General features: G+C 35.5%; 18 protein-coding genes and 2 riboswitches. Of the genes, 11 read left to right on the forward strand and 7 right to left on the reverse strand.

Annotated features, from left to right (window positions below; genetic code table 11):
• Position 1: 1 nt before the first annotated feature.
• Complete coding sequence (locus C9J37_RS03365; RefSeq protein ID WP_235617014.1) at positions 2–787, reverse strand: glucosaminidase domain-containing protein; 786 nt, start codon at positions 785–787, stop codon at positions 2–4.
• Positions 788–1068: 281 nt separating this feature from the next.
• On the opposite strand from C9J37_RS03365, the gene C9J37_RS03370 reads away from it, so the two are divergent.
• From C9J37_RS03370 to C9J37_RS03385, 4 genes are all read left to right on the forward strand, one after another.
• Entirely contained in the window at positions 1069–2049 is a 981-nt protein-coding gene (locus C9J37_RS03370) for an ABC transporter ATP-binding protein (protein ID WP_107894242.1), read from the forward strand.
• Entirely contained in the window at positions 2042–3556 is a 1515-nt protein-coding gene (gene opuFB / locus C9J37_RS03375; RefSeq protein ID WP_107894243.1) for an osmoprotectant update ABC transporter permease/substrate-binding subunit OpuFB, read from the forward strand. The genes C9J37_RS03370 and opuFB overlap by 8 nt, the downstream gene beginning before the upstream one ends.
• A 244-nt stretch (positions 3557–3800) precedes the next feature.
• Positions 3801–4232, forward strand: coding sequence for a hypothetical protein (locus C9J37_RS03380; RefSeq protein ID WP_107894244.1), 432 nt, complete (start codon positions 3801–3803; stop codon positions 4230–4232).
• Between the two features lie 117 nt (positions 4233–4349).
• Positions 4350–6584 (forward strand): YheC/YheD family protein, encoded by a 2235-nt coding sequence (locus tag C9J37_RS03385; protein WP_107894245.1) that lies wholly within the window; start codon positions 4350–4352, stop codon positions 6582–6584.
• A gap of 209 nt (positions 6585–6793) precedes the next feature.
• On the opposite strand, the gene C9J37_RS03390 is transcribed toward C9J37_RS03385, so the two are convergent.
• Positions 6794–7999 (reverse strand): ATP-grasp domain-containing protein, encoded by a 1206-nt coding sequence (locus tag C9J37_RS03390; RefSeq protein WP_201262125.1) that lies wholly within the window; start codon positions 7997–7999, stop codon positions 6794–6796.
• Between the two features lie 151 nt (positions 8000–8150).
• Between C9J37_RS03390 and C9J37_RS03395 the strand changes: the two genes are divergently transcribed.
• Together C9J37_RS03395 and C9J37_RS03400 are read left to right on the forward strand one after the other, a co-directional pair.
• Positions 8151–9560 (forward strand): Mur ligase family protein, encoded by a 1410-nt coding sequence (locus tag C9J37_RS03395; RefSeq protein ID WP_107894246.1) that lies wholly within the window; start codon positions 8151–8153, stop codon positions 9558–9560.
• A 212-nt stretch (positions 9561–9772) separates the two neighbouring features.
• A complete protein-coding gene (locus tag C9J37_RS03400; protein WP_107894247.1) occupies positions 9773–11158 on the forward strand; it encodes a UDP-N-acetylmuramoyl-tripeptide--D-alanyl-D-alanine ligase in 1386 nt (461 codons plus the stop codon).
• Between the two features lie 180 nt (positions 11159–11338).
• Here C9J37_RS03400 and C9J37_RS03405 read toward each other — a convergent pair whose 3' ends face one another.
• A complete protein-coding gene (locus tag C9J37_RS03405) occupies positions 11339–12271 on the reverse strand; it encodes a C40 family peptidase (RefSeq protein WP_024363594.1) in 933 nt (310 codons plus the stop codon).
• A 587-nt stretch (positions 12272–12858) separates the two neighbouring features.
• On the opposite strand from C9J37_RS03405, the gene C9J37_RS03410 reads away from it, so the two are divergent.
• Complete coding sequence (locus C9J37_RS03410) at positions 12859–14553, forward strand: methyl-accepting chemotaxis protein (RefSeq protein ID WP_024363595.1); 1695 nt, start codon at positions 12859–12861, stop codon at positions 14551–14553.
• Between the two features lie 43 nt (positions 14554–14596).
• On the opposite strand, the gene C9J37_RS03415 is transcribed toward C9J37_RS03410, so the two are convergent.
• Positions 14597–14959 carry a VOC family protein gene (locus tag C9J37_RS03415; RefSeq protein ID WP_107894248.1) on the reverse strand — a complete coding sequence of 121 codons (363 nt, stop codon included), beginning with the start codon at positions 14957–14959 and terminating at the stop codon, positions 14597–14599.
• A gap of 235 nt (positions 14960–15194) precedes the next feature.
• Positions 15195–15373: riboswitch (cobalamin riboswitch) on the forward strand.
• A gap of 183 nt (positions 15374–15556) precedes the next feature.
• On the opposite strand from C9J37_RS03415, the gene metE reads away from it, so the two are divergent.
• The 3 genes from metE to C9J37_RS28155 all read left to right on the forward strand — a co-directional run bounded on the left by metE (position 15557) and on the right by C9J37_RS28155 (position 19901).
• Complete coding sequence (metE, locus tag C9J37_RS03420) at positions 15557–17851, forward strand: 5-methyltetrahydropteroyltriglutamate--homocysteine S-methyltransferase (RefSeq protein ID WP_107894311.1); 2295 nt, start codon at positions 15557–15559, stop codon at positions 17849–17851.
• A gap of 352 nt (positions 17852–18203) precedes the next feature.
• A complete protein-coding gene (locus C9J37_RS03425; protein WP_103976841.1) occupies positions 18204–19448 on the forward strand; it encodes an MFS transporter in 1245 nt (414 codons plus the stop codon).
• A 303-nt stretch (positions 19449–19751) separates the two neighbouring features.
• Positions 19752–19901 carry a hypothetical protein gene (locus C9J37_RS28155; protein WP_103976839.1) on the forward strand — a complete coding sequence of 50 codons (150 nt, stop codon included), beginning with the start codon at positions 19752–19754 and terminating at the stop codon, positions 19899–19901.
• Between the two features lie 19 nt (positions 19902–19920).
• Here C9J37_RS28155 and C9J37_RS03435 read toward each other — a convergent pair whose 3' ends face one another.
• Genes C9J37_RS03435 through C9J37_RS03445 form a run of 3 tightly spaced genes read right to left on the reverse strand, consistent with a single transcriptional unit; the run spans position 19921 to position 21340 of the window.
• Positions 19921–20475, reverse strand: coding sequence for a DUF7010 family protein (locus C9J37_RS03435; protein WP_107894249.1), 555 nt, complete (start codon positions 20473–20475; stop codon positions 19921–19923).
• Entirely contained in the window at positions 20472–20903 is a 432-nt protein-coding gene (locus tag C9J37_RS03440) for a hypothetical protein (RefSeq protein WP_107894250.1), read from the reverse strand. Before C9J37_RS03440 ends, C9J37_RS03435 begins: the two co-directional genes overlap by 4 nt.
• The gene (locus C9J37_RS03445; protein ID WP_107894251.1) at positions 20900–21340 is read right to left on the reverse strand and encodes a LytTR family DNA-binding domain-containing protein; all 441 of its coding nucleotides are present in this window, start codon (positions 21338–21340) and stop codon (positions 20900–20902) included. Before C9J37_RS03445 ends, C9J37_RS03440 begins: the two co-directional genes overlap by 4 nt.
• 231 nt (positions 21341–21571) lie before the next feature.
• Positions 21572–21761, forward strand: a riboswitch (cobalamin riboswitch).
• A gap of 582 nt (positions 21762–22343) precedes the next feature.
• Between C9J37_RS03445 and C9J37_RS03455 the strand changes: the two genes are divergently transcribed.
• Positions 22344–22832 (forward strand): hypothetical protein, encoded by a 489-nt coding sequence (locus tag C9J37_RS03455; protein ID WP_107894253.1) that lies wholly within the window; start codon positions 22344–22346, stop codon positions 22830–22832.
• Positions 22833–22862: the final 30 nt, after the last annotated feature.

Below are 22862 nucleotides of genomic sequence, written 5' to 3' on the forward strand. Positions count from 1 at the left end.
ACTAATATTGATAAATATTTAACTGTTGTCCAGCTTCAATATTATCTGAACGCAATTGATTCCATTGTTTAATGGATGTTACTTTCACATTATGCGTCTGTGCGATGTGCATCAGCGAGTCACCATCCGCAACTGTAATGGTTTTTTTATTTTTTACAGGGCTGTCGTATTGTTGTAAGTCGTACTTCGCAATTAGACTATTTAACTTTTCATTGTAAGTTGAATCTGTTGCGTAAGAGCCTGTTAAAAATTTTGTCGCATCTGCATAGGATGTTGTGTTGCTTTTAAAGACACCTGTATAAAAATTTTTGTTCCAAGATACACCATTGCGGAGTAATTGGACATAATCCTTCATAGATTCTTCGTAGGAAGGATATTTGCGGAATTCAGCCATCACTGTTGTCAGATTACCAGAGCCATCATCCTCAACTGTTTCAAGTGTCACGGAATCATTTTGAAATTTGCCTTTCATACCAAATAAATTGTTATTAGGAGCTGAACTAAGACCACTTTGCCCATGCTTACTTTCTAAAATGGCTTGTGCAATCATGACAGATGCATATAAGTCATTTTCAGCACCGAGTTGTCGTGCTGTTTCTGCAATAGAGCCGATAAATTCTTCTACACTTGGACCTTCATCTACATATTTTTGAACGGCAGTGTCGGTTGGCTTCAATAGCTGAATCAAAAAATAAGTGGAAATACTGATAACAGACGCTATGACAATCATTCCGATTAATAGTTTTTTGAATAATCTCATGTAGTTATAGATGTTGAATCTGTGCAACACCTTCCTCCTTTCTTTTCTCTTAAAAAATCGCTTACTCTTTTCATATTGTAAAACAACTAGATAAAAAAAAGCATCGTTTTTCACTAGAATTCATAATTAATAGAACGAACTTTCATACGAAAAAGTTTCATATAGCGCGTCTAGGATGGACATGAAACTATAAGTCTATTAAAATCGCTTTGTCCTATTGTTAGTTTAACCGCTTGAATATGTGGAAAGATATACTGATGGGAAGAACACTGACATTTAATCTATCAAATTTATAAGGAGCTTAGTCAATGATTGCATTTGAGAATGTTACAAAAAAATACGATAATAACCAAATTGCAGTAAATGCCATTAATTTTGAAATACAGAAAGGGGAGTTTTTTGTCATTATAGGCCCTAGTGGTTGTGGCAAGACGACATTACTAAAAATGATTAACCGATTAATTCAATTGACTGAAGGGACAATACGAATTAACGGTAAAAGAATTAACGGTAAAAGAATTAGTGATTATAATATTCATGAGCTACGATGGAATATTGGCTATGTGCTCCAACAAATTGCACTTTTCCCTCATATGACAATAGCAGAAAATATCGCCATTGTTCCTGAAATGAAAAAATGGGAAACGACAAAAATTCAACAACGAGTTCATGAATTATTAGAAATGGTAGGGCTAGAACCAGCTCAATATAGTGACAGGAAGCCAAATGAACTGTCGGGTGGGGAACAACAACGGGTTGGGGTTGTCCGCGCATTGGCAGCAGATCCCGAAATTATATTAATGGATGAGCCATTCAGTGCATTGGATCCAATTAGTCGAACAAAATTACAAAATGACCTGCTTGAGCTTCAACGTGCAATAAATAAAACGATTGTCTTTGTTTCACACGATATGCAAGAAGCGTTAAAACTAGGGGATCGTATCTGTGTGATGAAAGATGGAGAAATAGTACAAATCGGTACACCAAAGGAAATAATACAAAATCCCGTCAATGATTTTGTTCGAAAATTTATTGGGGTCAAGGAAGATGCATTGAATGTGTTTACCATTCAACAAGTGATTGAACCGTTTGTAGAGGCGAAACATCAAAGTTATGTGATACATAGTGTTGGTGATCAGGCTACTTTACAAGCCATTTTACAACAATTGGCGCACTATGAGTGTCTGGCAGTGAAAAGCGAAGAGGAAATTATTGGGGTTATTACAAGGCAATCAATGTTGCAGTTTTTAGCCAACCATTCCACAGAACGGGGTGAGGCAAATGACTGATTTTTTACATGTGTTGGATGAACGCAAAGGTCAACTCATTGCATCGTTAATAGAGCATATGCAAATATCATTTATTGCCTTATTTTTTGCAGTAGTCATTGCCATCCCACTGGGCATCTACTTAACGCATCAAAAGAAAATAGCGGAAAGTATAATTGGCATTAGTGCAGCCTTACAAACAATCCCTTCATTAGCGTTGTTAGGATTGTTAATTCCGTTACTCGGCATTGGGAAAACGCCTGCTATAATCGCTCTTGTGGTCTATGCCCTCCTGCCCATTTTACGCAATACATTTACAGGCATAAACGAAGTCGATCCGTCTTTAAAGGAAGCGGCAATGGCAATGGGGATGAATACAGTAAAAAGATTAGTGAAGGTGGAACTGCCACTTGCAATGCCCGTTATAATGGCAGGCATTCGCACAGCCATGGTATTAATAGTTGGAACGGCTACATTAGCTGCATTAATAGGCGCTGGAGGGTTAGGCGATATTATTTTGCTTGGTATTGATCGTAATAATACTTCGCTCATCCTATTAGGTGCAGTTCCAGCGGCCATTTTAGCATTAGTGTTCGATTATCTTTTGAAAAAGCTAGAATCACTATCTTTTAAACGAGCAGTTTCGGTATTACTTGCCATTAGTGTTGCGGCAATGATGATGGTTGCAATGCCATTCCTAAACTTTAATAACAAAGCAGATATCGTCATTGCAGGTAAACTTGGTTCAGAGCCAGAAATCCTGATTAATATGTATAAATTATTGATTGAAAATAATACAGATTTAGATGTTCAATTAAAACCTGGACTTGGCAAGACATCCTTTGTTTTTAATGCCCTAAAATCAGGAAGCATTGATATATATCCAGAATTTACAGGTACGGCAATCGCAGAGTTTTTAAAAGAACAAGCGGTAAGTAACGATCAAGTAGCAGTATATCGACAGGCGAAAGAAGGTATGTTGAAGAAATTTGATATGGTTATGCTCAGTCCAATGCAGTATAACAACACATATGCTTTGGCCGTTTCAAAACAACTAGCGGAAGCTTATCAATTACAGACGATTTCTGATATCAAGGCGATGCAAGAGTCGATTAAAGCGGGATTTACGTTGGAGTTTAATGATCGTGAGGATGGTTACGTAGGCATTCAGAAGCGCTATGGGATTGATATTGCCTCTGTTACAACAATGGAACCAAAGCTAAGGTATCAAGCCATCCAATCAGGTAATATCGATTTATTGGATGCTTATTCAACTGACAGCGAGTTACGCCAATATGATTTGACTGTTTTAGTGGATGACCAACAGTTATTTCCCCCGTATCAAGGCGCGCCATTATTAAGAAAGGAAACACTTGAAAAATATCCTGAGCTTGAAAAGGTGTTAGGGAAACTGGCCAATCAAATCACGGATGATCAAATGCGTGAAATGAATTATCAAGTTAACGTGGAAGGGAAAAATAGTGAGGATGTAGCTAGAGCATTTTTGAAAAATGCAGGTTTATTATAAGCATTTGTATGAATCGCGGGTAAAATAGGTTAATTCGCGGGTAAATCACGATGAATCGCGGGTAAAGTGTGATATTTCGCTGGTAAAGTACGCTTTTCCGCGGGTAAAGCGTACGGCTTCATTACAAATCATGTCGTCATATTTTAAAAACGGACATATTATAACGAGATAGGTCAAATAATGATTTTGCTATCGTTCGAGTAAGGAGCCATTGCTAAAACGCAATAGGAAGGGGCTGGGAACGTTGGGTATTGAAAAAGGAAGAAAGCACTTTGTATGCGAAGCGCTATACGATATAAAAGCACTACAGGATATCATAACAGATTTTCATTCAAAATATTATGGTCAGCTTCTTGTAAAAATAATTGGTAGTGATACCATTCCCTTTTTTTTAATAACGCATAATGGAGCACATTTACGATTAATAGATACAGTACAACAGTTTGAAACAGAGTTTTTTCGTATAGAAGCGATTGATATAGATCGTTGTCGAGGCACTATTTCGCTGTTACGAGCCTATGATTATGAAGGCAATGAAACAAATGTAATTGCTGATGTTGTGAGATTAGAAAGAACATCGACAGAAAAATCAATTGAGTTAGGCAGTATATCAGCTATTCAGTTATTAAATCCAGACTTATTAAAAAAGAAATTTATCATTGAGCCTAAATGGTAAAATAGATGATTTACCTATAAAACTACTAAAATAATTGCAGAACTAGAGCATCTGTCCATATGCAAGCTGCGTAATCTGAATTTAATAGAAAGAGTCTATAGAAAGGAAGATTAACGCATGACAATTATAGGAATGTTGCATCATCGTCTAGATCCTAAAACTGTTATCAAGTCATATGCATATGCAGCAGTTGCAAAAGCAGAAGGAGTAGAATTTTTTTACTTTACACCTAAAAAGGTAAACTTTGACAATCGTACGATCAATGGGCAGGTATTAGAAGATGGGCAATGGCATGAAAGAGTGATGCCCTTTCCAGATGTAATTTATAATGCTGGAAGTCCAGAAAAATTAGCGGTGTCAAAAAAAATAATAGAGAGATTGAAAAAGGAGATTCCGTTTACTACACATTCAATTGGTAATAAATGGAATGTTATGGAGCGACTTAAAGAGGCGAAGGAATTTGATAAATACATTATTCCAACAGAAATAGTAAAAAACACAGATGTCTTTCATAGCTATATAGCCCACCATAAAAAAATTGTATTTAAGCCGATTGACGGCAGGAAAGGAAAAGGAATCTATTTTATTATCAAAATAGGAGACCATTTTGAGGTACGGCAAAATAGCGAGAATCGTATGTACTCAAAGCAACAGTTAAATGCATTAATCCATGAACTTCTTGAAACGGGTACGTTTATTATGCAACCGTATATTCAATCGAAAATGAAATCGGGTCAAGTTTATGATTTTCGTCTACATGTTCAAAAAAATGGGGAAGGTAAATGGGTGGTGACAACAGTTTATCCACGTATTGCACCACATGGCTCAATTATTCCAAACATCAACAATGGCGGTTATACAAATTATTTGGATCCATTTTTAGAACAAGAGTTTAAAGAAGAAGCCTTTAATATTCGTCGGATGTTGGAACATTTCTCATTATCTTTGGCACGCCATTTAGATGACATTCAGATGACGAAGTTTGGAGAGGTCATTGATGAGATTGGAATAGATGTCGGGCTCGATGCGCAACAAAAAATATGGATCTACGAGGTAAACTGGCGTCCTGGTTGTCCGCCAGCGTTTTACTTAGAATTAGATGTTGTTATCCATTCGATTCGTTATGCAAAGTACTTAGCAGAAACCCAACAACCGCTAAAAAAACCAAAAGCAAAACCTGCAACTTCAAACACAAAAACAGTAGTACCAAAACCTACAGATTCAAAACCAAAGCAAGTCGAAGTAACAGCACAATCGAACCATGCAAAATTCGATAAACCAATAATTGCGATTACTGGTAGTGCAGGAAAGACCACATCTAAGGCATTTTTAGGGTCTATATTGTCTAAAAAATGGAATGTATTTGAGTCGAAGGATTACTGGAATACGACTGAACATACTAAAAAACATGCAGAAGAAATCAACGATTCTCACCAAGCCGTTGTGCTCGAATATGGAATGGCTTATCCAGGTATCATTACAAACCACTGTAGCATTATCCAACCGAATATAAGTATCGTTACAAATATTGGACTTGCGCATGTTGGGAATTTTGATGGAGATGTTCGAAAAGTAGCGAAAGCTAAGTCAGAATTAATTCAAGGTATGGATCAGCAAGGGTTACTTATTTTAAATAAAGATGACGACAATTCAAACTATTTATTGACCGATCAATTTAAAGGAAAAATCCTGACTACTGGTATTCACACAGCAGCGGACTATCGAGCATACGATATACAATATAAAGAAAATGGCATGGCATTTAAGATGGAACTGCAAGGTCAGGAAATCCAATTATTTATTCCGATTTTAGGAGAACATCACGTTTATAATGCCCTTAATGCGGTCGCAGTTGCAGATTATTTAGGGTTTACGCCACAGGAAATAAAAGCAGGTTTGCATTTTAAAAAGCCGCCAAGAAGGTTGACGGTGTATAACTGCCGCGATCATATAACGGTCATTGATGATACTGTTCACTCCCATCCTCAAGGCGTAAGGGCAGCCCTAAATGTGCTAACAAATGTTAGCAACAAACGGCGTGTGGCAATAATTGGGCAGATGCGTGAGCTAGGTGATTTAAGAGAAGAAGAATATCGCAAATTAGGCGAATTTATTGTTGAACAAGGCATTGATCTTTTAATTACCTATGGCTTTAGGACAGAAGAAATAGGAGCAGCGGCCATAGCAAAAGGCATGGATTCAAACAAGATTTATCATTTTACGAATAAAGATCAATTGCATGCGCTGTTAGAGAAAATAATCGAACCTCATGACACGATTCTTGTCAAAGGTGCTAGTAAAACGAATATGTTTGAAACCGTTAAATTTTTAGACCAAACATTTAAAGCATAACGAGGAAAACCCGAGTAGTTGCCTATTGGATAGGGCAATTACTCGGGTTGATTGTTGTGAATGCAAACAAAGTAAAACGATGTATCTAGCGCTCTATTGCCTAAATTGCTCATAGTAAAGCGGATGAAGCAAAAGCCACATCCGCAACTACAGCATATTTACTAAGAAGATAGATTAAGTTGGAACGATAAGCAGCAATCGCCCCCAAATTAGAGCGCTTTTAATAGAAATTTGATTTCTTTGGCGGCGGTTATAGCATTAGTTTTCGCTTGAGCTAAAGTTTTACCCTCGGCAATGACATAGGCATAGCGATGACCCATCGACAACGGTGGGGTTAACAAGGTTCCTTTTCGCGGTTTTACATATACATCGACAACACCAGGTGCTTTTGTTGCCCTTGTTTTACCGATTACTCTTTCTAACACACCTTTGCTCTCTACTATGACATATTTTGTAAAGATGAATTTTTTATGCCTAGGTTGGACATTTGGTTGTTCACCTAAAAATAATTTCAGTGTTTCTTCCACTAAACTAAATCCGAAAGCCGCATGTAGCATATTATTCATAGCGCCACCTGAAATTCGAGGGTTAATCTCAATGAGCTTCCATCCTTGTTCTGTTAAACGAAGCTCTAGATGCAATGTTCCATTTTCAATATCAAATACTTTGACAATAGAATGGAGCACTTCTTCAATCCCTTTTTGAATATCAGAAGGTACTTCCGCGAGTATACCATAGCCTGTAATAATAAATCGTTTACCTTTTGTAATCTCCTGTTCAATAATACCGATTGTGTGAACTTGTCGCTTATAGACCATTGCTTCAACTAAGTATTGGGGTCCATCAATATATTCCTCAATCATGATGGTTTCACCAGGGTTTTTATTTTGGAGAAATGTAAGATGTGAATCGAGTTGGTTTTTATCTGTCGCCAGTAGTACGTCTTTTGAACCCGTTGATTTAGGAGATTTAACAATCAATGGAAATACCATGTTATTTGAAAATGATTCATGCGGTTTTTTTAGGAAAAATTTTGGGGAGTACGGCTGATCCTTTAATAGATTTCTTGTTTTCTCTTTATCTTCCATCATTTCAATTGCTGCTGATGAAGTATAGTTTTGGCAAAATTCATCACATAAAATAGAGGCAATATGAACAAATGGATCTACAAAACTAACAATGGACTTTATCTCTAAACCGGTATCAAGCAAATCATGAATTTCCTCTATCATATCTTCTATATTGGAAGTATCGATAAAAATCATTTTATGAATGTCTGGATAGGCTTTTCTCTGTTGTAATTGTTTTTCATTGCTTGTGAACAGTATTGTCAAGTAGCCCAATTTTTCTGCTGCTTTTATCGCTTCACGACTAGACCCAGATTTGTTTGTACCGATAAATATAATTGCCTTCAGTGAAATCACTCCTTCAATTGGCACTTGGATTATTAATATACACCTTATATATATGCTGTGAAATAGTTTTCTTCTAGTTATGTATCATGTTTACATCCAAGCAACTTTTAAAGTGCTTCATATAATAGAGAAGAAAGGAGTGTGAAATGATATGAAGCCTCTATCGGTGAAGAATTTAACAGCGATTACTGCAGGTAAATTATTGCAAGGATCGGATGAGGTGCTGATCCAGTATGGCGCATATCGGCTAAAACAAGTGAAAAAACCGTACACAGCTCTATTTACAGACAAACGCATAGTAAACTGGAAAAGTCTTGAATCGCTTGCTCCTCTAGTGCTTGTTACAGAGTGGGTGTATAGTCAGCATGAAATTCCTCAACACGTAATAATTATTCAAGTAGAAAATACAGATGAGGCCTACTGGAAGTTTGTACATTATTATCGTAGTCAATTTGAAATCCCTGTTATTGCAATTACCGGAACATCAGGCAAAACTACAACAAAAGAGATGATAAAACATATTCTTTCTGCTGAAAAAGAAGTAACCGCTACGACTTTAAGTAGTAATTCTAGAACCGCTTCATTGCAGTATTTACTTAGTATTGAAGAGGAAACAGAAGTAGCAGTTTTTGAAACAGCTGTTGGATCACCAGGAGATGTAAGGAAAGCAGGGAAGTATTTTAAGCCGACAATCGGTATTATTACCAATATCGGAGCACACCATTTAAACTACTGTAAAACTTTGGATGGCTATATACAGGCGAAGGGTGAAATGGTTGAAATAGTGAATCCAGATGGTGCATTAATTCTCAATGCAGAAGATGTCAATATACGAAAAATTGATTTATCGAAATTTAAAGGACGTATTATTTACATCGGCCAGCAAGCATCCTGCCATTATAGAGCGAGTTCTATTCGCTATGTAGAGAATGGTATGCAGTTTACATTGCATCATAAAAAGAAAAAATATGACGTTTTCGTTCCTGGATTTGGAGAACATCAAGTCTATAATGCATTGGGGGCAATTGCGGCCATTCATGAATTACGTGTACCGATTTCCGAAGCGATTAAACAATTAGCGACATTCAAGAAAGTGAATAAGCAACTACAACTTTTTGAAGGAATCAATGGTTCTCTATTGATCGACGATACTTGGAGCTTAACAACAACGTCCTTAGAAGCTGCTTTAAAGGTCTTAAATTCATTAGGAGAAGGCAAGAAAAAAATTGCCATTATCGGAACGATTACGGATTTAGGGTCCTGGGGGTATATTATCCATGAGCAAGCAGGAGAATTAATCCATAAAATTGGTGTAGATGTTCTTATTACTATTGGAGAGCACGCCCGAATTATGGCTGATCGTGCAATAAAATTAGGCTTCCGTAAGCCCGTTTATATATTTAATAATAATATCCTCGTCTATAAGTTATTACATGAAATAGTAGATGAGAATACGATTATTCTAATAAAAGGAGATATGTATAGTAAGCAAATTTACCAACTGGCCGCTGATTTAAAAATTAAAAAAACGTTGCCAAAAGAAAATGATTCTAGGCAATAATGTACTTGATATGAAAGCTGGTTAAAGACTGTGTCGCATAAAGTCATGTCATAATATTGTATAGTAATCTTCTAGAAAGGAGCGCTTTAAATAAAGGATAAAGCACGTCATCAAATAATAGTTGTTACTAGAAATAGGGTAGAATGGTTCTTCATTACCCACACTTCTAGTGATTATATTTCATACTATACTGAGAGGGGGGAGGAGTTCACGTGCAAAATATTCGCGTGACTGTGGTTAGAAAGTTACTACAAGGGGAGTTAGTAAGTGGTTCTGAGCAATGGCTTATCAAACATGCCATCTATTATAATCGCCATGATTTGACGCAAAAGAATACACTCATGTTTATCAATAGAAGTGAGACCATTAATTGGGAAGAAATCGATAAAAAGGGACCATCCCTCGTTATTTCAGATAAACCTTTAGAAGAACTAAAAAAAGCACTACCGAATACAACGGTTATTCGCGTGAAAAGTACGTTGCAGGCATACTGGAAGTTTATTGAGTATTATAGAGGACTATTTGACATACCAGTAGTCGCATTAACGGGTACATGTGGAAAAACAACTACAAAAGAAATGATTAAACATATTGCGAGCAAAGACTGGAATGTGCAGGCATCTATTAGTAGCAAAAATGAACCTCGCCAATCTTTACCTTATTTAATAGGCATCGATGAAACGACGAAAGCAGCGGTTTTTGAATTAGGGCTAGGGAATACGGGGAATATTAAGCATCAATGTATGATTTATCGGCCGACGATTGGTATTATTACAAATATCGGTGTGCATCATTTGGATGGCTGTAAAAATCTTGAAGGCTATATCAAAGCAAAGTCTGAAATTTTAGAAGGAATAGCTGAAGATGGAACATTAATCATCAATGCAGATGATGAAAACACAAAAAAAATTCCTCTGCATACGTTTAAAGGGAAAATTATTACGATTGGGGTTCAGGGAAAAGCCGATTATAAAGCTTCGAACATGCAATTTATAAACAACGGTATGAAATTTACCCTGCAAGTAGCTAAGGAAAAATATACAGTATTTGTACCTGGCTATGGAGAACACCAAGTATATAATGCATTAGCGGCCATCGTTGCTGCAAAAGAAATGGGCATGTCCATTCAGCATGCAATCTCACGTTTAAAAACATTTAAACCGATGGCAAGGCATCTAGAAATGTCAACCGGTCTTAAAGGAAGTACTATCGTAGATGATACATGGACGAATAATCCTACATCGGTTGAAGCAGCCTTGAAAGTTTTAGATACGATAGGAAAAGATAAAAAAATAATCCTTATATTAGGTGATATAAAGCGATTGGGTCTTTTCGAAGAGAAGTATCATCGTGAGATTGGCTCCATGGTGGCTGAGCGAAATATTCAAATGCTGATTACCATTGGAAAAAGAGCCGAACATATAGCAGCACAAGCAAAAAAAGATGGCACCACTGCAGAAGTTCATGTTTTTAAAGATGTTGCAGGGGTATTAGAATTACTCAAACCAAAACTTGATAAAAATACGATTGTGCTTATAAAAGGCCCAATGTCTAGTAGATCCATGATTGAATTTGCCAATCATCTAAAGGAAATCTAACAGCATAGCAGGGCAAATTTTATGGTAGCAATGACAAACAAGACTTTAACGATGTAAAATTCATCCAACCATTTAAAGCGAAAACATAGCATACAAACGTGTCAATGACACTGCTTTGTATGCTATGTTTATATATTTGCTAGCAGTCATTCAATTGTTTATTGCCAGATTGTATGTCTTTTAAAATACTCGTTTTGCTGTTAAATAATGTTCCTTATAATAATCAACAAATAGTACTCTTGTCGTAACACCGCTTGAAGTTGGGATAATGAGACGTTGATCGCCAGCGTAGATAGCTACAAGCGAAGGGTTTTTCGAACCTTTCACACCATTAAAGAATACTAAGTCACCCTTTTTCAAATTGGCACGTGACACCGTAGTTCCTTTCGCCATGAGTTCTTTTAAGTTTGTAGTACCAAGTTTTACGCCACTTTTACGGTAGACATATTCAACGAAACCAGGTGCTGTAAAACGTAAACTTTGTTCATTTATTGTGGAACTAATTGTTGCTTTATTTTTATAAGTAATCGCATTTTCTACGATTTTATCACCCTTTGTTGCAGGGTTGGCAGATAATAATGTTGGTAATACTCTGCGAGCAGATACGTAATTGTCTTTATAATATGGCTTACTATTCATATCTGAAATGACAATATTTTGCTTGGAATCAGCCATATGGATAATTTTGTTATTACCAATGTACATGCCTACATGATCAGGATCCGTGCCTGTTTTTTTACTTTTAAAGAATACTAAGTCACCTTTTTGCAATTGGTTTCTTGCAACATATGTCCCTTGTTGTATCATGTAATTTTCATTATACGTACCAAGATCTACACCATTCTTTTCAAAAATATACATAAGGAATGAAGCACAAGAAAATTTGTAAGGATATGTAGACTTGTACACGCTATTACTGTATGTAGCCTTACCAATTAAGCTTTTCCCTGTTTGAATCAGTTGATCGGCCTTTGCCGCAACGGCCTGGTCATTATTTTGCGCATTTGTCGTCGCTGCCTCCACTTTTATCGGTTCAAATGTACCTTGAACGATTCCGAATGAGCTAAACCCAATCGACAATGCTAATGTAGTTGTTAAAAAATGTTTTTTCATGCTGTTTTTTACCTCCTGTAAGCGAGCAGTAAATTTTTCTGTTTGCTTGCCATTGCAATAATCGTAGCATGAAAAACACGGGGTTCTGCTAGGTAAATGTTTCCACAGTGCACGTCACCCTACCTGAAAACCTTGATAGTAAAGGCTTTATCGCTTGAATTTACAGTTTCATTACAAATGTTTCAGTTTGTGATGATAAAAGTAGGATTGTGTCAAAAACAATCGGATCTTTTTCTATTTTAAATAACATTACAATAGAATTTAAAGGGAAGTCAGAATACTTAAAAAATAATAAGCAATGTGGCAATAGAGCGTACTGCCATACAAATTTTATAAATCAAATTAAGAATATTTTATGATAGAAAAATAACTTTTTTGCTCGAATAATGCTTATATAAGCACGCTTTACAACCTTATTTCTTATCATCTTTTGTTATGAAATACATAGTTCGAGTCATGGGAGTTAAAGGGATAATATGTTATATTTAGGGAGAAAACAAGCAAGACTTTCATCCTCAAAAGCTAGCGAAAAATGTTGTTTCGTAGAAGTAATTGATATAATTTCACTAACGAAAGGGGAAAATGGTATGTTACAGAAACTTAGGTTCAAAACCATTCGAGCAAAAATTTTGAGTGCATTTTTCATTGTTGTATTTTTTATTGCTTGTTTTAACACGTATAGCTACTTTGCCAATAAGCGTGTCATTTCTGCTGGCGAAGAAATTGTTTATAAAGAATTACAGTTGTTAACAGCAAATGAAAAGTTAGCATCCACAATCAGTGTTCGAACAACTGCTGCAAAAAGCTATGTTCTGACTGGTGATCAGAAATATAAAAAAGAATTTGAAGCATACGTAAAAATTGCTGAAGAAAATAATAAACTATTAACGGAATTATCAACTGATACAAATCTATCGAAAACTGTAGAAAAAGCAAGGGAATGGCGAGGTTTTGTGCAAACGAAAGTGTTTGATGAATATGATAAAGGAAATGTAGAATTGGCTATACAAAACTTAAATTCTATTGACTCGCTTGCTACAGAGGTTAGAAAAGGTTATGAGGGGCTTGCACAGGCAAGAGAAGCTTCTATTAATGAGCTAGGACAGGCAATGATTGCCCAATCGAAAGAGTCACTGAATGTAGGGTTAGCAATAGGCGTAATGATAACTTTAATCGCAATTGTAACCGCTTACATATCGGCGCATATGATTGCTAATCCGATAAAAGCGGTAATTGAAAAAATATCGCAAATGGCAGATGGCGATATAAGTCAGCCTCCATTGCCAGAAAGAATGAAAGATGAAATTGGCTTGCTGGTACAATCGACAAACACGCTCAATCAAAAACTTCATGAAATTATTGGATCAATCCATGTTGTTGCGGGCAATGTAGCTGCAAATAGTGAGCAGCTTGCACAATCTTCGCTAGATGTAAAAACAGGTGCAGAACAAATAGCATTGACGATGCTTGAGTTAGCAGGTGGTTCGGAATCCCAAGCACATAATGCAAGTGACTTAGCGCAAATAATTGATACATTTAAAGTAAATGTCCAACAAGCAAATGCACAAGGCATTGATTTACAAGGCTATTCAAGTGAAGTATTACAACTTACGACAAGCGGTCAACAATTAATGAACACATCGACACAGCAAATGTTTGCCATTGATACGATCGTGCAAGAGGCTGTTGCAAAAGTAGCAGGGTTAAATAGACAATCGCAAGAAATTTCTAAGTTAGTATCAGTTATTGACGATATTGCCAATCAAACAAACCTATTAGCGTTAAATGCTGCAATTGAGGCGGCACGGGCTGGAGAACAGGGAAAAGGCTTCGCAGTTGTAGCTGCTGAAGTGCGCAAACTTGCGGAACAGGTTTCTTATTCGGTCACAGATATATCATCCATTGTGGGGCGCATTCAAAACGAAACGGTTGGTGTAACAGCTTCCCTTCAAACGGGATATGAAGAAGTAAAAAGAGGAACAGAGCAAATTACGAATACCAATACAACCTTTGAACAAATAGCCTCTGCGGTCAATAGTATGTTTAGTAATATTCAAGGAATAACAGAAAATTTACAAGGTATTTCAACAACAACAGAACACATCAATCGTTCCATTGATGAAATTGCTGCTATATCCGAACAGTCCGCAGCAGGTGTAGAGCAAACGACTGCAACAATCGACGAGACAGTCGTAACGATGGATGAAATTTCAAAAAATACAGATGATCTCGCTTCGATGGCTGAACGTTTAAACAAAGAAGTACAGCATTTTAAATTATAAACAATAAAAGCAGCCACTTTGCAATATTGGCTGCTTTTGTCATTTAGATGGGCTGCATCATCTCTACTCGATTACCGAAAGGGTCTCGAAATTCAAAGCGTTCAACATGTGGAATTGGAACGCAATCAAGTATTTCGATTTGGTGTTCGGATAAGACGTTCTTCCAATGCGCTACGTTGTCAACTTGATAGGCAATATGCGCTTTCGTTGTATATCGATCAAATCCGTCCTCTGTCCCAACATGTACTTCTTGATTTCCTACTTGTAACCAAAATCCCCCACGGCCTTGAAGGGATGTAGGTTTCTCTATTTCTTTTAGCCCCAGTACATGGCAATAAAACGTTTTACCCTGTTCCTCACTACCTTTTGGAATGGTAAGCTGTACGTGATGTAAACCGACAATCATCCTAATCCTCCTTTAATTCCTTTATATTTACGTATAACTATATACTTCGCTTCACTACTTGGAATACCTTCTAAAGTGTGAAAGTATGATGAATAAGTCTATCTTTTATTAGAATAATATTTCCTTAATAACAAGTATCGTTTATTTTGACAGCAAATAAGTACTTAATCAATAAAATGATTTTAGAAAAGTTATACTTTTCAGAAAAAATATGTGTTATAGTAACAACATAATTAAATATTGTGTAAGAGTTGGTGCCAAATGAAAGTTTGGCTTAAAAGGGAAGTCGGTGCAAATCCGACGCTGTCCCGCAACTGTAAATCGGAGCAATTCACAAATGCCACTGGGAGACTGGGAAGGCTGTGAGGCGTGTTGATGAGAAGCCAGGAGACCTGCCAATATCTAGTACACACCAAATAACCTACGTGGAAATAGGTGGTGAGATGTGACCCAATTGGCACTGTGCGACAACGAATCTGTATACGATAAGCAACCTTTATCGTATCGTTTCATCATAGCTAAATTGTATTGACAATGACTACCATTTTCCTGAAAAGGAAGATGGTTTTTTTTATTTTAATTAAAGGGGAGAAGGATATGACGTATTCAACGACAGCAATTGGTTACCCATATATAGGGGGAGAACGTGAATGGAAAAAAGCATTAGAAGCCTTTTGGAGAAATGAGCTGACAGAAATTGATTTTTTACAAAAAATGAAGGAAATTCGTCTTGCTCGTATTGATAAGCAACTCCGTATTGGCTTAGATATTGTGACTGTTGGGGATTTCACACTGTATGACAGAATGCTCGATACAGCAGTAATGTTTGGCTTAGTTCCCAAGCGCTTTGGTTGGCAAGGAGGCAAAGTTGAATTACAAACATATTACGGAATCGCGCGTGGTAATCAGGATGCAGTCGCCAGCGAAATGACAAAGTGGTTTAATACCAACTATCATTACATCGTACCAGAATTTGAAGGGCAAGCTCTGGAGTTAACAGAAAATAAAATTCTTGCGGATTTCCTTGAAGCGAAAGAAGCATTTGGTATTACAGCCAAACCAACGCTGATCGGGCCATATACCTTTTGTAAGCTAACAAAAGGCTACGATAAAGTATCGCAAGTTGCATTTATTTTAGCACTATTACCACTTTATACGCAGGTTATCAAAGAACTCGTTACAGCCGGTGCTAATTGGATTCAATTGGAGGAGCCTGCCTTAGTTACCTCATTAGATGAGACAGAGGTTAAACTGGTGCAAGAAATCTATATACAATTAGCAGCAACTGTCCCTGAGGCGAACATCATGCTACAAACTTATTTTGAATCATTAGCAGCTTATAAAACGCTTATCGAACTACCAGTAAAAGGAATTGGTTTAGATTTTGTGCATGGCTATACGCATAATATGGAGGCGCTACGTCAATTTGGTTTTCCACAGGATAAAGTATTGGCAGCCGGCGTTATTAATGGACGAGATATTTGGCGCGCTAATTTAGCAGAGGTTAGTACAACAGTTAGAGCAATTGAACAACTGACCAGTGCCGAGGAGCTATGGATTCAATCATCATGCAGCTTACAGCATGTGCCAATCTCCACAGAACTAGAAACAAAATTAGAGCCAGTCTTAAAAAATGCACTTGCATTTGCAGATGAGAAATTAGTAGAACTAACAGAGGTAGCAAAGTATTTAAAAGAAAAAAATCATGCAACAAATTACACTATTTCAGAAAGTATGAAGGCAATCGAAGCGTTAAAAAAACATTCTGTTCGAAATAATCAGGCTGTTCACAGGGCAGTACAAACAGTGTCGACACAGGATTTTGAACGGCAAAGTGATTTTAAAACGCGTCAACGAATTCAGCAACAGGCACTTCAATTACCGTTATTCCCAACGACTACAATAGGTAGCTTCCCTCAATCGGATGAGGTAAAACGGACACGTAGTGCATGGCGCAAGAAACAGTTGTCCGATGAAGCTTATGCAACATTTGTCGCACAAGAAACGAAACGTTGGATTGAAATACAAGAAAATTTAGAGATCGACGTACTTGTGCATGGTGAATTCGAACGTACGGATATGGTGGAATACTTTGGAGAAAAACTCACAGGGTTTGCTTTTACAGAAAAAGCTTGGGTTGTTTCGTATGGCTCCCGCTGTGTGAAGCCACCGATTATTTACGGAGATGTTGCTTGGGCGACACCTATGACAGTGAAAGAAACAGCCTATGCTCAAAGTTTAACAAATCGCTACGTGAAAGGAATGTTAACGGGGCCAGTAACAATCCTAAACTGGTCCTTTGTACGGGATGATATTCCACGGAAAGATGTGACCTATCAAATAGCACTTGCTTTAAGGAAAGAGGTAGAGGCACTCGAAGCGGCCGGTATTGCTATTATTCAAGTCGATGAACCTGCTTTGCGTGAGGGCTTGCCATTACGCACGGAAAATTGGGGCGCTTATTTGGACTGGACCGTGAATGCATTTAAGCTAGCAACGACGAACGTAAAGGATGAAACTCAAATTCATACACATATGTGTTATTGTGAGTTCAATGATTTTATAGAACCAATTAGTGCACTCGATGCTGATGTACTATCTATTGAGACGTCTCGTAGCCATGGTGAGCTGATTGCATCGCTACACATCCATCCATATGAAAAAGGGATTGGATTAGGTGTTTACGATATTCATAGCCCTCGTGTACCGAATGAACAAGAAATGTTAACAATCATGCAAGATAGCCTACAAGTATTATCGACTAATCAATTTTGGGTCAATCCAGACTGCGGGTTGAAAACGAGAAAAGAGCCAGAAACTATTGCGGCACTTGCCAATATGGTGGCAGCTACCAAAACATTGCGTCAACAAATCCAACAATCAACGTACTAAATGAGACAGCCCCCTAAGCGTAAAAGTGCTTAGGGGGTTTTTTAAGACTATCAAAATTGTTATATGTTTTATAAATGCTAATATTAAATTTATTTTATTAAAATCAATAAATTAATGTGAACATAAAAAACTATTATAAAAGCTAGTATTTCAGAATTAAGAAAATTATAATATCTTGAAATTTATTAAATTTAAATTAAAATTTTTGGTAATTATTTTTGAAAATAATACTAAAAGTGAGTAAAAAAATATTATTTTATTTTTTCTGAATTTTTAGTATTATGATAAAAACAAAATACTTATTTGCTATAAGATTTTTAAAATCATTTATTCTCTTATTTAGGGGGCTTATATGAAAGACAATCAAATGGTGCTTAAAAATGCTAATTTTATTCTTCTATTAACAAGCCTAGTGTTTAATGCATTTGGTGGATTATTACTAAATGTAGCTGTAATATCAGTTGTTTATACAGTTACTAGCTCTATTGCAAGTGCTTCTTTTATATTAGTTCTAAATACCATTGCTTCGATTGTTGGAGGCTTTATTGCAAGCAACTTTTTAGATAGAGTCAGCCATAAGAAAATTATGTTATTTTCAGATTTGTTTAGTTGTATTTTAGTTTTTTTCTTAGCATTAATAGTTTCTTATATTGGAATAAATATTATTGTTGTATATATCACGACTTTTTTAACAACGATTATAAGTAGCTTCTTTATACCAGCAAGATCAGCTATAGTACCAAACATCGTACAGAAAGAACTGCTTATTCGGGCAAACAGCTTTTTAGTAAGTGTGATTCAAATTACTACAACAGCGGGTTGGATTGTCGCAATACCAATTGTTTTAACGTTTGGTTCCATTCTTAGTATTTATCTAATAAGTTTTACATTCTTAATTTCAACAGTTTTAATTATGTTTTTATCAGTTGAAAAGCAAGAAGACAACGATATTCCTGTTGGCTATTCATTTATCTACAATTTTAAAACAGGTTTAAATACTTTATGGAAAAATAAAGTTGTAAAATCGATAACTATGATGGATATAGGAGAAGCATTTGCAAATATTGTTTGGGCTTCAACGTTCCTTTTATCCTTTACTGTAGAAATTCTAGAGTCAAGTGAAAAATGGTGGGGCTATCAGGGTGCCACGTTTCTTATTGGATCAATAGTGGGAGGTTTAATTACTGCCAAGTATGCAGATCGAATTCGTCTTTTTGGTGGAAAAGTGATTATTTACTCTTCCTTAGGTGTTGCATTAATTACTTTTGCATACGGATTAAACACTATTTCTATTATTGCATTAGTAATTTCCTTTTTTACGGGTTTACCATATCAAATAAGAAATATAGTACAGGAGTCTTTACTTCAAGAATATGCTGAGAACAAAATTTTAGGACGAGTATTTGCTGTTAGAAATATACTAATTCAATTTTTTTATGCTTTTGCTTTATTTTTTGGTAGTTTCCTTGCGGATAAAATAGGAATCGTGAATGTGTATATTCTAGCGGGGATGATCTACACATTAGTGACGGTTTATGCATTTTCATCCGCTGTTATTAGAAACTTCAATATAAAACGCAGTCATACCAGTGTCTAAGTTGTATTGTTAGTACTAGTTTTATGATACGATTATTTTATATTTCAAAAGCAGACTCTCTTTTTGTTATGTGTAACAAATAACTAGAAGGGTAGTTTTTATTTTGGACAAAATTAAAGATTTGATTGATGATTTTATAATAATCGGTAATTTTAAGTAATGAATTATTTTAAGTAAATTATTCTGTTTTTATGGATATATGCAGGGCTAGCAGTACCCGAATAAGGTTTACTTCAGTAAAATAAGGTATAGTATATGTGTTGAGTAGATTTTGTTAAGGACGAGTAAAGTAGGTGAATAAGCGTGGGGAAATATCAATTGGATACTAAAGGTAAGGTAGCTGTGGCGAAGTATCATGAAAAAAACAAACCTGCCAAATTTGATAAAAAGCAGCAACTTGAAAAAATACGTGCGGAGTATTTGAAAAAGAAGCAAGAACAAACAGATAAATAAGATGAACAACATAGGAAGACTAGAGCTCCCTATGTTTTTTTATTTCCTTCTTTAACATTAAAAATAAGAAAAGTACACCAACCTCTACGATTATCGGGATATACATACTATTTAAATGGAAGAATAGCATACTGACCAAAATGGCTATACAAATAAAGATAGCGCTATATTGATAGTTTTTTGATTGGTAAAAAAATGCATAGGGTAACAAATGGGCACCGTAAATAATTGCATATGCAGGTAAGACCAACATCGGTGCTTTCATTAATAGAAGAATACAAATGATTAAGTATAAAATTTGATTGTTTGTCGCAATCAGTAGACCATTAATCAATGGATTTTCTTTATAAAATAAATCGACATTTACTATTTTGGCACAAACAATGGAAACGGGAAACAGTAAAGCACCACAAGATAAAATGCCAATGTTTTTAATCATTAAATCTATAGGAAGTAATGCGATTGTTGTAATCACTCCCCAAATAAAGAGGGAAGCCATGATAAACGGGAGCCCCTTCTTTTGTTTTTGCGCAATATCATTTAATAGGACGTGTAAGCTAGTATTAATGTTCATTTTCTGTCTCCTTCATGTTCTAGCGATTGATTCAAGCTAGCTGCTAGTCTTTTATTTTCATATTTTGAGAAAAAGTAAAATCCGATGATATGACCGATCAACGTGATGGCGAAAATCAGCAACAAATAAGGTTGAATAAATGCTAACATTTGCTCTGAAAAAAGGTAGACCATGCCTACGCCACAGAAAAAATTTAAAAACGTACTAATGATAATTTTGAACGTACCTTTTAATGTGGAGTAGTTCCATAAGTAAGGGTAGGCGATACCAAAAACGATACCAAGTAGTACACTAATACCAATTAAATTCCAAATATAATAAAAGTTGACCAGTTCTTTATGTAAATTAAAAAGTGTTATTAAAAACACAATCCAAATCAATCCCAAAAATGAAGTGGACAAAAAGCTGTTTTTTAAGTCTTTGATCATATCAATTTCTCCTTAATAGATTTTGCATAATGTCTACTGACAATATACTTATTTTGTTGTTTTGTTATAACTTCCAGTCTTGCGTGGCTTCCTGAAGCAAACGACTGGATTTGATTCAAATTTAAAATCATTGAATTGTTAATACGTACCAATCTAAAGGATTCTAAGTAAGCTAGTTCTTTTAAAATCTTATTCAGTAATAGTTCAGTACCATCTATTAAAAAGATTTTAGTAAAATGACCAGCTGCTTCAATGGCTTCGATAGTCTGGAGGTCAATCAGTACCTGCCGATTTGTTTTAAAATCTGTTGCACTTAATGGTATAGATTGTAAAAAGTGCTGTTCCAATGTAGAAAGTAATGTTTTATTTGATGGATGACTAATAATGTCAATTTCAGATGACGATTGTTTGTTTTTCCAAATAAAGTTGAATTTCATGTTGTTCTCCTTTCTGTTTTAATCGTAGCAACACCGCTTTGTTCTTACCATGAATTTTCGATTTGTTGCAAAAAAAGTAGACTTTGTTGCAAATCGATTCAGTAAGCTATACAACGATATATGAATATTGCATTAATATGTATTAAATGGAAAATTTGCCACTATACTAGATATTAGTAATCTATTTGAATAGTGTCAATGTACACAATTCTTTATGATATAAAAATAAAAATAGAATAATAAGAAAGAGGTACAAATCGAAATTTTGCTTTGTTTAAAAGGGAAGATCGGTGAAAAACCGAAGCTGTCCCGCAACTGTAAAGGGAGCACATTTCAAAAAACACTGTTACGCTTGTGTAATGGGAAGGTGAAATGTGTGATGAACATAAGCCAGGAGACTTGCCTTTAACTAGTACAACAAAAAAACCTACGAGGATAGGGAGAATGTCTATTTGGTTGTCTGTTATAAATGTTGAAATTCTCGTCATTTTAAATATAAAAAGGTTAGTGTGCAAGTAGCGCTACAATTCTTTTATCCTTAGACACTTTTAGTAGATTAATAAAATCTATTAGTGGTGTTTTTTTGTTAGTTAAATTTGCTAATCTCTTCATGTGAAATTATAAAGGTGGTGAAAGAATGAATACTGTTTGATACATATTATGCAGATTTTAATTAGAAAACGTTCAAGGCTGAGTAGAAGTGTTTTTCCAACTACTTTATTGTTCGGTTCAATGTTAAATCTGATAATGCAAAGGTCTATTCTTGAAATGAGGATTACTAGAAAGGCTATTTTAAGTATTATTAATACGTATAAAGGTGATGAAGTCTCTAATCTAAATATTCATGAAGACAATTAAAATTATATGATTTGTTGATGTGGTATTTTCTCAAATAAAAATAGAAAAGATTTTGAAGAAATGAAATTATATTTATTAAAAAACATAAATTTCTTATTATTGCTAATGTGGTAATATATAGATGTATTATATTGGAGGGATTAGATTGAAAAAAAGAACAGTATTACTCTTTTTGGTAGTAACAACCATTTTATTGACGGCTTGTAGTGAGGGAAGAGATATTTCAAGTGTTGAAACAGCTATTTTTGGTCATTGGGTTAGCGAATCTGAGGATCCAGAACTTGGAGATACTCACTATTATATAAGTGGAGAAAAATTTATTATGGTTGATGGAGGTACAAAATCTATAATGGATTATACTGTGTCCTCTACCAATGAAGAAGAAAAATGGATTGAAATAATCACAGAAGGTAAAAAAGGCTCGGGTAGTTTAGTGAGGAGACTAGAATTTGCGAATGATGACATGACGAAAATAGTGTATCCTATAAAGATGAGTGATGTTATTGTATCTTCAGATAGAGCAGATAGTAAAGATACTCAAGAATTGTTTGATTTCGCTGAAAATGTATTAGGAGAAACAGAAATTAAATCGACTTGGAAGTATGTAGATGGTTTAACAGAGCCGAAAAAATGAATGGAATTATAACGTAAATAGTAAAAGAGT

Source organism: Lysinibacillus mangiferihumi (genome assembly GCF_003049665.1).
Lineage (GTDB): Bacteria > Bacillota > Bacilli > Bacillales_A > Planococcaceae > Lysinibacillus > Lysinibacillus mangiferihumi.

Coding starts and splice junctions, on each gene's coding strand:
- metE (WP_107894311.1), top strand. CDS start 15,557: ATGACGTATTCAACGACAGCAATTGGTTACCCATATATAGGGGGAGAA.
- C9J37_RS03440 (WP_107894250.1), bottom strand. CDS start 20,903: ATGATCAAAGACTTAAAAAACAGCTTTTTGTCCACTTCATTTTTGGGA.
- opuFB (WP_107894243.1), top strand. CDS start 2,042: ATGACTGATTTTTTACATGTGTTGGATGAACGCAAAGGTCAACTCATT.
- C9J37_RS03445 (WP_107894251.1), bottom strand. CDS start 21,340: ATGAAATTCAACTTTATTTGGAAAAACAAACAATCGTCATCTGAAATT.
- C9J37_RS03410 (WP_024363595.1), top strand. CDS start 12,859: ATGTTACAGAAACTTAGGTTCAAAACCATTCGAGCAAAAATTTTGAGT.
- C9J37_RS03385 (WP_107894245.1), top strand. CDS start 4,350: ATGACAATTATAGGAATGTTGCATCATCGTCTAGATCCTAAAACTGTT.
- C9J37_RS03395 (WP_107894246.1), top strand. CDS start 8,151: ATGAAGCCTCTATCGGTGAAGAATTTAACAGCGATTACTGCAGGTAAA.
- C9J37_RS03435 (WP_107894249.1), bottom strand. CDS start 20,475: ATGAACATTAATACTAGCTTACACGTCCTATTAAATGATATTGCGCAA.
- C9J37_RS03425 (WP_103976841.1), top strand. CDS start 18,204: ATGAAAGACAATCAAATGGTGCTTAAAAATGCTAATTTTATTCTTCTA.
- C9J37_RS03370 (WP_107894242.1), top strand. CDS start 1,069: ATGATTGCATTTGAGAATGTTACAAAAAAATACGATAATAACCAAATT.
- C9J37_RS03405 (WP_024363594.1), bottom strand. CDS start 12,271: ATGAAAAAACATTTTTTAACAACTACATTAGCATTGTCGATTGGGTTT.
- C9J37_RS03415 (WP_107894248.1), bottom strand. CDS start 14,959: ATGATTGTCGGTTTACATCACGTACAGCTTACCATTCCAAAAGGTAGT.